The 13,167-nt window shown below is 72.5% G+C and carries 14 protein-coding genes; 10 read left to right on the forward strand and 4 right to left on the reverse strand.

Annotated features, from left to right (window positions below; translation table 11 throughout):
* Window positions 1-16: 16 nt before the first annotated feature.
* A complete protein-coding gene (locus HAV39_RS00880; protein WP_191837211.1) occupies window positions 17-979 on the forward strand; it encodes an alpha/beta hydrolase in 963 nt (320 codons plus the stop codon).
* Window positions 980-1,284: 305 nt separating this feature from the next.
* Window positions 1,285-1,758, forward strand: a complete 474-nt coding sequence (locus tag HAV39_RS00885; RefSeq protein ID WP_191837212.1) for a hypothetical protein — start codon at window positions 1,285-1,287, stop codon at window positions 1,756-1,758.
* Window positions 1,759-1,856: 98 nt separating this feature from the next.
* On the opposite strand, the gene HAV39_RS00890 is transcribed toward HAV39_RS00885, so the two are convergent.
* Window positions 1,857-2,114: a hypothetical protein gene (locus HAV39_RS00890; RefSeq protein WP_191837213.1), complete on the reverse strand. Its 258-nt coding sequence runs from the start codon at window positions 2,112-2,114 to the stop codon at window positions 1,857-1,859.
* A 329-nt stretch (window positions 2,115-2,443) separates the two neighbouring features.
* On the opposite strand from HAV39_RS00890, the gene HAV39_RS00895 reads away from it, so the two are divergent.
* Window positions 2,444-2,881, forward strand: a complete 438-nt coding sequence (locus tag HAV39_RS00895; protein WP_191837214.1) for a GNAT family N-acetyltransferase — start codon at window positions 2,444-2,446, stop codon at window positions 2,879-2,881.
* Between the two features lie 12 nt (window positions 2,882-2,893).
* On the opposite strand, the gene HAV39_RS00900 is transcribed toward HAV39_RS00895, so the two are convergent.
* Entirely contained in the window at window positions 2,894-3,787 is an 894-nt protein-coding gene (locus HAV39_RS00900; protein ID WP_203736442.1) for a hypothetical protein, read from the reverse strand.
* Window positions 3,788-3,946: 159 nt separating this feature from the next.
* On the opposite strand from HAV39_RS00900, the gene HAV39_RS00905 reads away from it, so the two are divergent.
* From HAV39_RS00905 to HAV39_RS00925, 5 genes are all read left to right on the forward strand, one after another.
* The gene (locus tag HAV39_RS00905) at window positions 3,947-5,203 is read left to right on the forward strand and encodes an alpha-L-fucosidase (RefSeq protein WP_191837215.1); all 1,257 of its coding nucleotides are present in this window, start codon (window positions 3,947-3,949) and stop codon (window positions 5,201-5,203) included.
* 70 nt (window positions 5,204-5,273) lie between these two features.
* On the forward strand, window positions 5,274-6,536 hold the full coding sequence (locus HAV39_RS00910; RefSeq protein WP_191837216.1) for an acyltransferase family protein: 1,263 nt from the start codon (window positions 5,274-5,276) through the stop codon (window positions 6,534-6,536).
* A 17-nt stretch (window positions 6,537-6,553) separates the two neighbouring features.
* Entirely contained in the window at window positions 6,554-7,456 is a 903-nt protein-coding gene (locus tag HAV39_RS00915; protein ID WP_191837217.1) for an ABC transporter ATP-binding protein, read from the forward strand.
* The gene (locus tag HAV39_RS00920; protein WP_191837218.1) at window positions 7,453-8,520 is read left to right on the forward strand and encodes an ABC transporter permease; all 1,068 of its coding nucleotides are present in this window, start codon (window positions 7,453-7,455) and stop codon (window positions 8,518-8,520) included. The genes HAV39_RS00915 and HAV39_RS00920 overlap by 4 nt, the downstream gene beginning before the upstream one ends.
* A 193-nt stretch (window positions 8,521-8,713) precedes the next feature.
* Window positions 8,714-8,878, forward strand: a complete 165-nt coding sequence (locus HAV39_RS00925; protein ID WP_191837219.1) for a hypothetical protein — start codon at window positions 8,714-8,716, stop codon at window positions 8,876-8,878.
* 34 nt (window positions 8,879-8,912) lie between these two features.
* Here HAV39_RS00925 and HAV39_RS00930 read toward each other — a convergent pair whose 3' ends face one another.
* Entirely contained in the window at window positions 8,913-9,563 is a 651-nt protein-coding gene (locus tag HAV39_RS00930; RefSeq protein ID WP_120320684.1) for a response regulator transcription factor, read from the reverse strand.
* Complete coding sequence (locus HAV39_RS00935) at window positions 9,527-11,542, reverse strand: sensor histidine kinase (protein ID WP_239120786.1); 2,016 nt, start codon at window positions 11,540-11,542, stop codon at window positions 9,527-9,529. The genes HAV39_RS00930 and HAV39_RS00935 overlap by 37 nt, the downstream gene beginning before the upstream one ends.
* Window positions 11,543-11,676: 134 nt before the next feature.
* Between HAV39_RS00935 and HAV39_RS00940 the strand changes: the two genes are divergently transcribed.
* Together HAV39_RS00940 and HAV39_RS00945 are read left to right on the forward strand one after the other, a co-directional pair.
* Window positions 11,677-12,411 (forward strand): ABC transporter ATP-binding protein, encoded by a 735-nt coding sequence (locus tag HAV39_RS00940; protein ID WP_191837220.1) that lies wholly within the window; start codon window positions 11,677-11,679, stop codon window positions 12,409-12,411.
* Window positions 12,412-12,423: 12 nt separating this feature from the next.
* Window positions 12,424-13,167 (forward strand): ABC transporter permease, encoded by a 744-nt coding sequence (locus HAV39_RS00945; RefSeq protein ID WP_120320682.1) that lies wholly within the window; start codon window positions 12,424-12,426, stop codon window positions 13,165-13,167.

Here is a 13,167-nt window from a genome sequence, read left to right on the forward strand (position 1 = left end):
GAGCCGAGGAGGCGGTGTGGGACTCGACGAAGGCACGTTCGTGCAGACGGAGTACGCCCCCGACGTGGTGGCGTTCAACGCGCGGCTGGGGGCGCTGGTCCGCGAGATGGGCTGGCCGCCACAGAGCGCGCAGGCATTCCGGGCACAGGCCCGCGAGCGGCTCGCCGACCTGTCGCCGGGCGGGGTGCTGCCCCGCTCGCCGCTCGCGCGCGAGATCACGGTGCCGCTGGCGGACGGGTCCATGCGCGCCCGGGTGTTCGACGCGCCCGCGCCGACCGGTCTCTTCCTGCACGTCCACGGCGGAGGGTGGGTCGTCGGCGCGGCCGACGAGCAGGACGCCTACCTCGAGGACCTGGTACGCGGCACGGGCCAGACCGTGGTCAGCCTCGACTATCCACTGGCCCCCGAACGGCGCTTCCCCGGCATGCTCGACGACTGCGAGGCGGCCGCCCGGCATCTGCTCGACCACGCGTCCCAGCAGTTCGGCGTCACGGCGGCGACCCTGGGCGGCGAGTCGTCAGGGGCCAACCTCGCCCTGGCGGTGGCGCTGCGGCTGGGCGAGCGCCCGGCCGCCGTGGCGCTGCGGGCGCTGAACCTGTGCTACGGCGTGTACGACCTTAGCCTCACCCCGAGCGCCCGCGACTGGGACGACGCCCGCGGCGGCATACTCACCACGGCCCGCATGCGCTGGTACGCCGAGCAGTACGTGCCCGACCTCGCCGACCGCCTCGACCCCGCCGCCTCCCCGCTCTACGCCCGGCTCACCGGGCTGCCACCGGCGCTGCTCACCGTCGGCACCGAGGACCCGCTGCTCGACGACACCCTGTTCCTGTACGCCCGCCTGCTCGCCGCGCGCTCGCCCGCGCAGGTCCAGGTGGTGCCGGGCGCGGGCCACAGTTTCAACATGATGCCGCTGTCGGTGTCCGGTCCGGCCAACGCCGCCGTGCACCGTTTCCTCGCGGCGGCGCTCACCAGCTGACCGCGGCACCGCGCGCGTACTGTCGCGAACCCGTCGGAAGATCTTCTCGCAGGTCGGCCGTTGCGGCAGCGGGAACCGGTCGGACAGCTCTCGCCGTCGACACACCTTGGTGGGATGATCGGCGCGCCGCTCGCACGGCCCCGTCCGCGACATGCCCCTCAGCACAACCGGATCGGTGCCGCGCGACCCTCGCAGCACCGTACGTCCACCTCGGCCGGACCCCGTCCGAACTGGACTTCCGCGGCCGCAGGGGCCCCGCGTCGCGGGAGCGCCGGCGCGAACGGTATCGGTGAGGGAGGAACGCTGTGACGCAGGCAGAAGCCGGCGCATTCAAGATTCTCAAAGGCCTGGGCATCGCGATCGTGATCGTGGTGTCCCTGGTGCTGATCGCGGTGTACTGGCAGCCCGTGCTGTCCACCATCGTGGACATCTGGAACTACCTGATCGACCGCATCCCGTCGGACGGCGGCCAGCGCACCGCGGTGCTGATCTACATGATCGCGGCGGTGGTGATGGGCGTGCTGTTCTCGCAGGCCGGCCACTTCACCGCGTACGGCATCGCGATGGGCCTGGTGCCGCTGCTGTGGGTGCTGTTCTGGGAGGGCTTCCCGCCGCTCGGCCTGAACCCGGTGTGGACGGGCAACATGGGCGTCGCCCACCTGCGCCCGAGCCAGGTAGCGCTGTGGGCGGTCGTCGCCGCGGTGCTCACCACGCTGGTCTTCGTGCCGCTGGAGTTCCGCGAGAAGTGGCAGCGCCGCCGGCGCTCCCGCCGGGGCTGAGAAAGCCGGGGCGGGTGGCGCCGGCATCGTCGGCGCCACCCGCCTGGCCCGGTCCGGCCCCCGAGGCTACGCGAGAGCCGGCTCGGTCTGCGGGCGCCTCACACGTAGGTCACCGTGTCGATGTAGAGGTACACGTCGTCACGGACCATGAGGTGGGGCGCGGTCATGGTCTCCTCCACGACACCGGAGTCGCCGCCGCAGATGACCACGGCGTTGTCCGATGAGATGTCGGAGATGATCCCCGCCTGCCACTTGCGCTCGCGATACACCCAGACCCGGTCTCCGGACTGGTACGAGTCAGTGGCCGCGATCTCGGCGGAAGCGCGCCGGGCGGGGTTGATCCTGGGAGCTGGCATACGTGCCTCACTGCGGCGAACGTCGTGCTCGCGGATGGGGGGTGGAGCCGGCCGGTCCGGGTTGAGTCCGTGCCGTCCGCCCGGTGCCGTGTCACCACGTCGTCCGGGCCACAGATGCAAGTGCCACAATGCAAACGTCAGGTCGTTGCGCCTCCCATAATGCAGATGATCCTGTGCAGGCGCAAGCGCCGGATGCACGTGCAGATGACTTTTGGCATTCCTCACCCGTACAGAGCGTCACCTGCCTGGCGTAACGCGGGCGACATCCTGATGAGACATGGCGGTCACCGGGCTGGCCGACGTCCCAATCCGTGGGAAAAGATCGACACGTGACCGTTCTGCGCTCCGTCCGACCCGACGACCTGCCCGCGCTGCTGGCCCTGATCGCCGACCACGCCGCGTACGAGAGGGCCGCGCCCGTGCCGCCCGACCTGGGCGAACGGCTCGCGCCCGCGCTGTTCACCGACCCGCCGCGGCTGCGCTGCCTGGTCGCCGACGACGCCGGGACGCTGGTCGGCTACGCGACCTGGACCCGCGACTTCGCCACCTGGACCGGCCGCCACTACACCCACCTGGACTGCCTCTACCTGGCCGACACCCACCGGGGCCGCGGCCTGGGCCGGGGGCTGCTCGACGCGGTGATCGCCGAGGCGGGCGATGACGAGATCCAGTGGCAGACGCCGGTCTGGAACACCGACGCCCAGCGCTTCTACGAGCGGTTCGGCGCACACCCCGCGCCCAAGGTCCGCTACACGCTGCCCGGGTGACCTGCGGGGCTGCTACGGCGCCGTCTCAGCCGATGCCCGGCCGGCCGCCGGTGCGGCCCGCGGGGCGGCTCCGGTAGGCGCATTACCCAGTTCGCCGAACCGCGCGAGCGCCAGCGCACCGCCGACCGCCAGCAGGAAGCCGCCGACGGCGACGGGCACCCAGCCCTGCCGCGCCTCGTCGCCGAGCACCACGACCCCGACCACGGCAGGCAGCACGGTCTCCCCGATGACCATCGCGGCGGTGGCCGTGGTGACCGAGCCGCCCGACAGTGCCATCGTCCACAGCACCAGCGCGATCAGGCTGGAGGCGGCGACCAGGTAGGTCGCCGGTTCGCGCACCATGCGCGCCGGATCCAGCTCGGGCAGGGTGCGCGCGGCCAGCGCCAGCACCCCGAAGCACAGGCCCGCGCACAGCCCCAGGGTCACGGTCCGCCACCTGCCCGGCAGTCGTCCCGCGCCCGCGCCCAGCACGGCGAGCCCGATCAGGCAGGCGGCCAGGGCCGTGTAGAAGTCGGTGTGCGCGCGGTTCGCACCCTCGGGACCGGCGGACACGCCCAGCAGCGCCAGTCCCACGCAGACGGCGGCCACCGCGCACTTCTCGCCGCGGCCCAGCCGCTCCTTCATCACGACGGCGGCCGCGATCGCCGTGACCGCCAGCGCGGACGCGATCGCGGCCTGCACCAGGAACAGCGGCAGATGTCGCAGCGCGACCAGTTCGAAACCGAAGCCGAGCAGGTCCAAACCGACCCCGGCCAGGAACGGCACGGTCAGCCAGGCACGCAGCATGGATTTCGGTTCGAGCTCGCTGACCGGCCCCGCCCCGCGCATGCCGACGGCCTGCAAGACCGACGACAGCCCGAAACACACGGCCGCGGCCAGCGCCCCGCACAGGCTCAACACCAGCACCGGCTCATCGTTTCACGGCATGATCGGCCCGACCCCGGGTTCGGCGGCAACCGCACCTCCGCGCAGATTTCCTATACGATCCTCTTGTGTAACCGGTTACTGTTGCGGCACGCTGCTACGCGGTGACAACCACCCGCACCACGGCGAGGAGCCCCGCGCATGAGCACTGTCCCGACTGCCGGCCAGCTCGCCTGGCAGGAGGCCGGTTTCGGCCTCTTCCTGCACTTCGGCCTCAACACGTTCCACGGCAGGGAGTGGAGCGACGGCACCCTGGACGCGGCCACGTTCGACCCCGCCGACCTCGACGCGGCCCAGTGGGTCGACGTCGCGCGGCGGGCCGGGGCGCGTTACCTGGTCCTCACCGCCAAGCATCACGACGGCTTCTGCCTCTGGCCGACCGACACCACGGCGTACTCGGTCGCCTCCTCGCCGTGGCGCGGCGGGCGCGGCGACGTGGTCGGCGAGCTGGCCGAGGCCTGCCGCACCGCCGGTATGCCACTGGGCCTCTACCTGTCGCCATGGGACCGCAACGCGACCTGCTACCCCGACCCGGCCGCGTACGACGAGTTCTACCTGCGCCAGCTCACCGAATTGTGCACCCGGTACGGGCCCCTGTTCGAGCTGTGGTTCGACGGCGCGGGCTCGGAGGGGCGCGGCTACGACTGGGACGCGATCATGAAGGTGATCGACGCGCACCAGCCCCAGGCCATGGTCTTCAACATGGGGCGGCCCACCATCCGCTGGGTCGGCAACGAGGACGGCCTGGCCGCCGACCCGTGCACGTACGCCGTCGACCGGCTGGGCAGGTCGATGTTCACCGCCGCCGCCGACAGGCTCGACGCCGCCCGCTACCTGCCGCCGGAGTGCGACGTGCCGGTCCGGGCGCACTGGTTCTGGCAGCCCGACGACCTCGACACGCTAAAGAGCGCCGAGCACCTGCTGGCGATCTGGTACCGGTCGGTCGGGCTGGGCGCGGGACTGCTGCTCAACGTGCCGCCGGACCGGCGCGGGCGGCTCGACGAGCACGACACCGCCCGGCTGCTGGCGGTCACCGCCGAGCTGCGCCGGAGGTTCGCGACGCCGCTGGCCGCCCGGCTCACCCACGAGCCGGGCCGGGTCGTCGCCGAGTTCGCCACCGAGGTCGAGCTCGACCACGTCGAGCTGCGCGAAGAGCTGGCCACCGGGCAGTGGGCGGGCGCGCACGAGGTCCGCTGCGGCGAGGCGGTGGTCGCGGCCGGGCACACCGTGGGCGTACGCCGCTGGCATGCCTTCCCCACGATCCGCACCCGGCGGGTCATCATCACCCTGGACGACCCGCGCGCCCGGCTGGCCGCCGTCACCGGCTTCCGCACGGGCCACCAGTCGCCGCCCGCGCCAGAGCAACAGCCGCTGCCGGAAGTGTCGAAAGTCGACTGATCGCGCCAACCACCTCCGGCGCTGCCCGGCGCGTCCATCTGCTGGACGCGTCGGCGGCGAAGGAGGGGGCATGGCCAACGATCAGGACACCGCTGTCCCGGTGCGGGCGGCGACGCCGCGGCGGCCGGAGCTGGATGCGATACGCACGCTGGTGGTCGTGGGTTTGATCTTCTTCCACTCGGCGCTGGTGTTCGACGAACGCGACGACTACTACGTCAAGAACGCCGACACCACCGAGGTCACCACGATCCTGTCCGGACTGGCCGTGGTGTGGGCCATGCCCGCGCTGTTCCTCATCGCGGGGTTCGGTGCGCGCCACTCGCTGCGCCGTCGCGGGCCGGGCGGCTTCGCGACGGAAAGGCTGCTGCGGCTGGGGGTGCCACTGCTGTTCGCGATCGTCGCGCTGCTGCCGATCCCGCAGTGGCTGCGGCTCAAGGCCGCCGATCCCGGCTACCACGAGTCGTACTGGCGCTTCCTGCCGCGCTTCTTCGACGTGACGCTCGACCTGGGCGAGTTCCCGTTCGTGCTGCAGGGCGAGCACTTCGAGACCGGTCACCTGTGGTTCGTGGTGCTGCTGCTGGTCTGGGCGCTGATGCTGGCCGGCGCGGTCCGGGTGCTGTCCCGCGACCGGGTGCGAAGAGTTCGCGACCGGCTGGCCGCCGCCACCGGGCAGCGCGGCCTGGTGCTGCTGCTGCCCGCGCTGCCGCTGGCGCTGATCAGCGCCCTGGACGGCATGGAGGAAGGGCTCGCCGGCTGGAGCCGCTGGGCCTACCTGCTGTTCTTCCTGTACGGCGCCGTGCTGGCCGCCGACGACCGGTTCCGCGACGCGATGCGTCGGGACGCCGTGCTCGCGGCAATCGGCGGGGTGGTGCTGATGGCCGTGGGCATGCCGCTGTTCTTCGTCATCAGCGAGGGCGGCGGCGACCCCTTCACCGACCTCACCGGGACTGCCCTGGCCATGCGGGCGCTCTACGGCATGACCGGCTGGTGCTGCGTGGTCGCCATCCTCGGCCTGCTCGACCGGCGCTCGCACCGGCGTCCGGCGAGCGACGCGCCACCGGGCCCCGGCCGCCGGGTCTACCTGTATCTCGCGCTCGGCGCGCTGCCGATCTACGTGCTGCACCAGCCGATCGTGGTCGCGGTCGCCTACGGCGTCGTGTCCTGGCAGGCCCCGATCGCCGTCAAATACCCGGCACTGGTCGCCATCGCGCTCGTGCTGACCCTCGCCGCCTACGACCTGCTGGTGCGGCGTACCCGGATCACCCGATTTCTGTTCGGCATGCGCGAAACCCCCGCCGGCCGTCCGAACGCGACAGATCGTCCTGGCGAGTGAGGAGTACCGTGCAGCCCATGTCACCGACGATCAAGGTCGAGGAACTACGCAAGTCGTACGGCGAGCTGCGCGCCGTCGACGGCGTCTCCTTCGACGTGCAACCCGGGGAGTTCTTCGGCATCCTCGGACCCAACGGCGCGGGCAAGACCACCACCCTGGAGATGATGGAAGGGCTGCGCAAGCCCGACTCGGGCAGCGTCACCCTGTTCGGCGAGAGCCCCTGGCCGCGCAACCCGCGCCTGCTCCCCCGCATCGGCGTGCAACTGCAGGCCAGCGCGTTCTTCGAGCGGCTGACCGCACGCGAGCAGATCCGCACCTTCGCCTCGCTGTACGGCGTGTCCGCCCGCAAGGCCGACGAGTGGCTGGCCGTGGTCGGGCTGGAGGACATGGCCGGCAAGCGCAATGAGGACCTGTCCGGCGGCCAGCAGCAGCGCCTGTCCATCGCCTGTGCCCTGGCGCACGGGCCGGACCTGGTGTTCCTCGACGAGCCGACGTCGGGCCTGGACCCGCAGGCCCGCCGCAACCTGTGGGACGTGCTGCGCGACATCAGCGCGCAGGGCCGCACCGTCGTGCTGACGACGCACTACCTGGACGAGGCCGAGTCGCTGTGCGACCGGGTCGCCATCATGGACCACGGCCGCATCCTGGAGTCGGGGCCGCCCGCCACGCTGGTGCGCGACCTCGACGCGCCCACCCGGATCTCGGTGGAGACCGGCACGATCACCGCCGAGGCGGCGCGCGGGCTCGCCGACGGGCTGGAGGTCAGCGACGACGGTGTGTCGCTGACCATCGCGACGCGTGCCCCCGCGCCCGTGCTCTCCGCCCTGGCCGAGCGGGACGCGCTGCGCGGCCTGTCCGTGCGCGGGGCGACCCTGGAGGACGTCTTCCTGCACCTCACCGGACGGGAGTACCGCGCGTGACCAGCTTCGTCAGCCTCTCCTCGGCGATGGCCCGCGGCTTCTTCCGCGACCGCACCGCCCTGTTCTTCACCATCCTGTTCCCGCTGATGTTCCTGGTGCTGTTCGGCGGCCTGTTCAAGGACGCCGGGGCGTCCAAGACCGACATCCTGCAGATCGGCGCGGTGCCGGTCGTCGACCAGCTGCCCGCCGAGGCCGCCGCCGGGCTCGACCAGGTGCTCGCGGTGACCCGCACGTCCGACCGGGCCGCCGCGCTGGAGGAGGTGCGCAAGGGTGACAAGGCCGCCGCGATCGAGCAGGTCGGCGGTGAGCTGATCGTGCACTACTCCGCCGCCGACGCGGTCAAGGCCGCCACCGTGCGCGGCATCGTGGAGTCCCTGGTGCAGCAGGCGAACCTCGCCGCCGCGGGGGTCACCACACCCGCGGTCACCCTGCGCACCCAGCCCGTCGAGGACCAGTCGCTCAAGGCGATCCAGTACATGACCCCGGGCCTGCTGGGCTGGGCGATCGCCACCGGCGCGACGTTCGGCGCGGCGCTGACCCTGGTCACCTGGCGGCAGAAGAAGATCCTGCGCCGCCTGCGGCTGTCTCCGGTGCCCATCGCCTCGATCATCGGCGCGCGGGTGGCGGTCAGCATCGCCATCGCGGGCGCGCAGTGCGCGATGTTCATCGGCGTGGCCCTGCTGCCCTACTTCGGCCTGCAGCTGTCCGACCAGTGGTGGGCCTTCATCCCCGTCATGATCGCCGGGACGCTGGCCTTCCTGTCCATCGGCCTGGTCGCCGGCGCCGCCTCCAAGACCCCCGAGGCCGCCAGCGCCATCGCCAACCTCATCACCCTGCCCATGGCCTTCCTCTCCGGCGCCTTCTTCCCCCTCGACGGCGCCCCGGAGTGGCTCCAGAACCTCTCCGAGTTCTTCCCCCTCAAACACCTCGTCTCCTCGATGCAGGACGTCATGGTCCGCGGCGAGAGCTTCGCCGTCACCCTGCCCGACATCGGCCTCCTGCTCGCCTTCACCCTCGTCCTCTCCGCCGTAGCCGCCACCCTCTTCCGCTGGGACGACGCCTGAGAACAAAGGAAGGGCACCTTCTTATCGCTACGCGTTAAAGAAGGTGCCCTTCTTAACGCGCGTCGCGCCTGACGTGCCGCCGCGCGGCACCCGACCGGGCGGGACGGAGGACGCGCGGTGAGTTCGGGCGCATGCCCGCCGCAGTTCAGGGACCGTCCCCTCGTGCTTCACCCGCCGACGCCACCGTGTGCCGGTGGATACGTTTCTCGTGGCGAGCGCCGCTGCCGTGGTGGCATTGCCGCTGATCGCGCTGGTCGTCGGCGCGCGGCACATGCCCGAGGGCAGCGGTCTGGACCCCGACCACCTGGACCACCTTCCGCAACCGGACATCGGCTGGTGCGCGGCCTGCGGCGGGTGACAACGCCGCATCGGCGACAGTCCGCAGGTGCGGCTCAGGCCCCGCCGTTGAGGTATGCCAGCACCGCCAGCACCCGCCGGTTGTCGTCGTCGGACGGCGCGAGGTCGAGCTTGCCGAAGATGCTGGCCGTGTGCTTGCCGACCGCGCTCTCCGACAGGAACAGCCGCTGCCCGATCGCCGCGTTCGAGCGCCCCTCCGCCATCAGCTCCAGCACCTCCCGCTCGCGCGGGGTGAGCCTGGCCAGCGGCACGTTGCGCACCGGCTGCTGCATCAGCTTCGCGATGACCTCCGGATCCATCGCCGTGCCGCCCCCGGCGACCCGGCGCACCGCGTCGACGAACTGGTCGGCGTTGAACACCCGGTCCTTGAGCAGGTACCCGATCCCGCCGGTGCCGTCGGCCAGCAGCTCCCGGGCGTACAGCTGCTCGACGTGCTGCGACAGCACCAGCACCGGCAGTCCGGGCACCTGCCGCCGCGCCGTCAGCGCCGCCTGCAGCCCCTCGTCGGTGTTGGTCGGCGGCAGCCGCACGTCGACGACCGCCACGTCGGGCCGGTGCGCCAGCAGGGCGTCGAGCAGGTCGGGGCCGGTCTCCACGGCGGCCACGACGGTGCAGTCGTGCGCCTCCAGCAGGCGGACCAGCCCTTCCCTCAGGAGGTAGAGGTCCTCGGCGAGGACAACGCGCACGGTATCTCCAGGGTGAGCACGGTGGGGCCGCCCTGCGGGCTGTGCAGGGCGAGGGTTCCGTCGAATGTAGCGAGTCGCCGGCGCAGCCCGTGCAGCCCGCCGCCGTCCGACGGCACCGCCCCGCCGCGACCGTCGTCGGTGACGGTGACCCGCAGCAGCCCTCCGGTGTGCCGGATGTCCACACCGACCCGGCCGGCCTGCGCGTGCCGGGCGGCGTTGGTCAGCGCCTCGGCGACGGCGAAGTACGCGGCGGTGGCGACCGGCGCGGGCGGCTGCCCGGCCAGCTCGGCGCGCACGTCGACCGGCAGGGCGGCGTCCAGGGCGAGCGCGCGCACCGCGTCGGCGAGGCCGCGCTCGGCGAGCACCGGCGGGTGGATGCCGCGCACCAGGTCGCGCAGCTCCGCCAGGGCCGCGGCGGAGGTCTCGCGGGCCTGGGCCAGCAGCACGCGGGCGGCGGCCGGGTCGCGGTCCATCAGTTGCTCGACGGTGCCCAGGCTCAGCCCGACCGCGACGAGCCGGGCCTGCGCGCCGTCGTGCAGGTCGCGTTCGATGCGGCGCAGCTCGGCGCTCTGCGCGTCGACGGCCTCGGCCCTGGTCTGCGCCAGGTGCTCGACCCGCTGGGTGAGCCGGGCGGAGCGGCTCGGCGCGAGCAGCAGCCGTGCCCAGCCGGCGATCAGCCGCAGCACCGGACCGGCCAGCAGCACGCCCAGCAGGCCCATGGCGAGGCCGATCGGGATGGACACCCAGCCGGGCACCAGGTCGGCGGCGGGCACGCCCAGGGTGAACAGCTGCCAGACGTACCAGGGGCTGATCCATACGCCGGTGACCAGGCCGAACGGCACCGCCCACAGCGGCCAGAACAGGGCCTGCCAGAACAGCCCGAAGTAGCCCGCGCCGATCAGCACGCCGGGGACCACGGCGAGCAGCGCGACCAGCGGTGCGGTCGCCATCCAGGCCAGGTCGCGCCAGGTGGCCGGGTCGCCCAGGATCCACGGGAAGAAGCCGGCCCGGCGTGCGCCGTCGCGGGTGGCGTAGAGGGTGCGCCCGACGCGGTAGCGGCCGTCGGGGCCGGGCTCCGGCACGGCTTCGCGCTGCCGGTACGGGTCCGGCATCGGTTCGCCGCCGCCCCATTGCACGCACAGCCGCCGGTAGTGGTTGAGCATCGGCCGGATCGCGTACGCCACCCAGGCGATGCCGAACCCGCCGCTGACCAGGGCCAGCAGCACTGTCAGCAGGAACACGGCGAGCCCGGTCAGCGACAGCCCGAGCAGCAGCGCCGCCTTCCACGTGTCGTGGCCGCCGCGGCGCAGCCAGTCCCCGATGCCGGAGGACTGCCACCAGGTCAGGGCCGGGTGCCCGAGCCAGGTCCGCGCCCACCGGCCGTGAGCGCGCAGCAGCGCGGGGCCTGCCAGCACGCCGGTGACGATCGCGGCGACGCCCGCCGCGAGCACGACCCATCCGGGCACGCTCAGGTCAGGCCAGGTGACCAGGCCGGTCAGTCCGGTGTCGGCCAGTGCCCGGCGTCCCGGGCCGGTCACGCTCGCGGCCAGCAGCACGCCCGCCACGATCAGGGCAGGCGCGAGCAGCGCGACCAGGCCGCCGATCGGCGCGAGCAGGATCAGCCACATCCAGTCCCGGGCCGTCGCCGGGTCGTCGCTGAGCCACTGCATGCGCAGGAAGAACGCGGGGTAGTGCCGGGTCTTGAAAAGCTGGCCGTCGTGCTCGTACCAGCCGTCGGGGCGGCGCGGCGGCAGCGGCACCGGACCCTCGCGGTACGGCGGGTCGATCACGATGCCGCTCCAGGCGCGGGCCAGCCGTCGGGACAGCCCGGCCAGCCGGCGTACCACCTGCAGCACGTGTGGGTAGGTGACGACCGCGCCGATCGCCGTCATCAGCGGCAGCGAGGCGGCGAATCCGAAGACCGCGAGCAGCGCGAGGGCGACGCAGCGCAGCGGGGCGAGGGCGTACGACCGGAACATGCGACACATCGTCGCCGATCGGCCGTGCTCGCGGCACTGGGTGTGAGCCCCGGGAAGGGGTGGGGTTTCCTACACCCCTGCTCGGCGCGCAGCCGCATACCGGCGCTGGCACGGCGCGCCTAATGTCTGTCGGCATGACAGTCATCGAAGTCAACGGGCTCACCAAGCGGTACGGCGACCGCACGGTCGTCGACGGCGTCTCCTTCACCGTCGCCGAGGGCGAGATCTTCGGCATCCTCGGCGAGAACGGCGCCGGCAAGACCACCACGGTCGAGTGCATCTCCGGCCTGCGCACCCCCGACGCGGGCAGCATCAGCGTGTTCGGCCTGGACACCCGCACCGAGCGGGACCAGCTGCGCCGGCTGATCGGGGTGCAGCTGCAGGAGAGCCAGCTGCAGGACCGGCTGCGCGTCGGCGAGGCCATGCAGCTGTTTGCCTCGTTCTACACCGACCCCGCGGACTGGCGCGAGCTGCTGGCCGGGGTCGGCCTGGAGGAGCACGTCAACGCGCCGTACGCGAAGCTGTCCGGCGGGCAGAAGCAGCGCCTGTCGATCGCGCTGGCGCTGATCGGCAACCCGCGCCTGGCGATCCTGGACGAGCTCACCACCGGCCTGGACCCGCGGGCGCGGCGCGAGACGTGGAAGCTGATCCGCCAGATCCGCGACCGCGGGGTGACCGTCCTGCTGGTCACGCACTTCATGGACGAGGCCGAGCGGCTCTGCGACCGGCTCGCCGTGCTCGACGGCGGCAAGATCGTCGCGCTGGACACCCCGGCCGCGCTGATCGCGAACGTCGGCGACGTCGACGGCTACCGCGCCAACCTCGAGGACGCGTTCCTCGCCCTGACCGGCTCCGGCCGCGACAACTGAACAGGAGCGACCATGTCTTCCCTGACCCGACTGGCCGGCAGCGAGGCCAGGCTGTTCCTGCGCGAGCCGATGAGCGTGTTCTTCGCGCTGGCCTTCCCCTCGGTGCTGGTGGTCGTGATGGGCAATGCCATCCCGGCCTTCAGCGAGCCGTCGGCCGACTTCGGCGGCGAGCTCCCCATCAACCTCTACCTGCCCATCGTGCTGGCTCTCGCCGTCGGCACGGTCACCATGACCAGCCTGCTCACCGTGCTCTCGCAGTACCGCGAGCGCGGCGTGCTCAAGCGGCTGGCGACCACCCCCGTGAAGCCGTCCGCCCTGATCGGCGCGCAGCTCGTGGTGAACATCGCGGCGCTGGTGGCCGGCTCGGCGCTGATGATGGCGGCCGCCGCGGTGGCGTTCGGCAGCCGCGGGCCCGAGAACTGGCCGGCGCTGGTGGTCGCGTTCCTGCTCGGCAGCGCGGCGATGATCGGGGTGGCGCTGTTCATCGCCGCGGTGACGCCCAACTCCCGTGCCTCGGCGGGCATCGGCAGCCTGATCTACTTCCCGATGCTGTTCTTCGCCGGGGTGTGGACCCCGGGCGACATGATGCCCGAGGGCGCGCAGCGCGTCGCCGACTTCACCCCGCTCGGCGCGGCGTCGCAGGCCCTGCAGGCCGCCTGGTACGGCGACTGGCCCCAGCCGCTGCACCTGGCCGTCACCGCCGGGTACGCCGTGGTCACGGGCATCCTCGCGGTCCGGCTGTTCCGCTGGCAGTGA

The sequence above is a fragment of the Catellatospora chokoriensis genome (assembly GCF_011297315.1).
Taxonomy (GTDB): Bacteria; Actinomycetota; Actinomycetes; order Mycobacteriales; family Micromonosporaceae; genus Catellatospora; species Catellatospora citrea.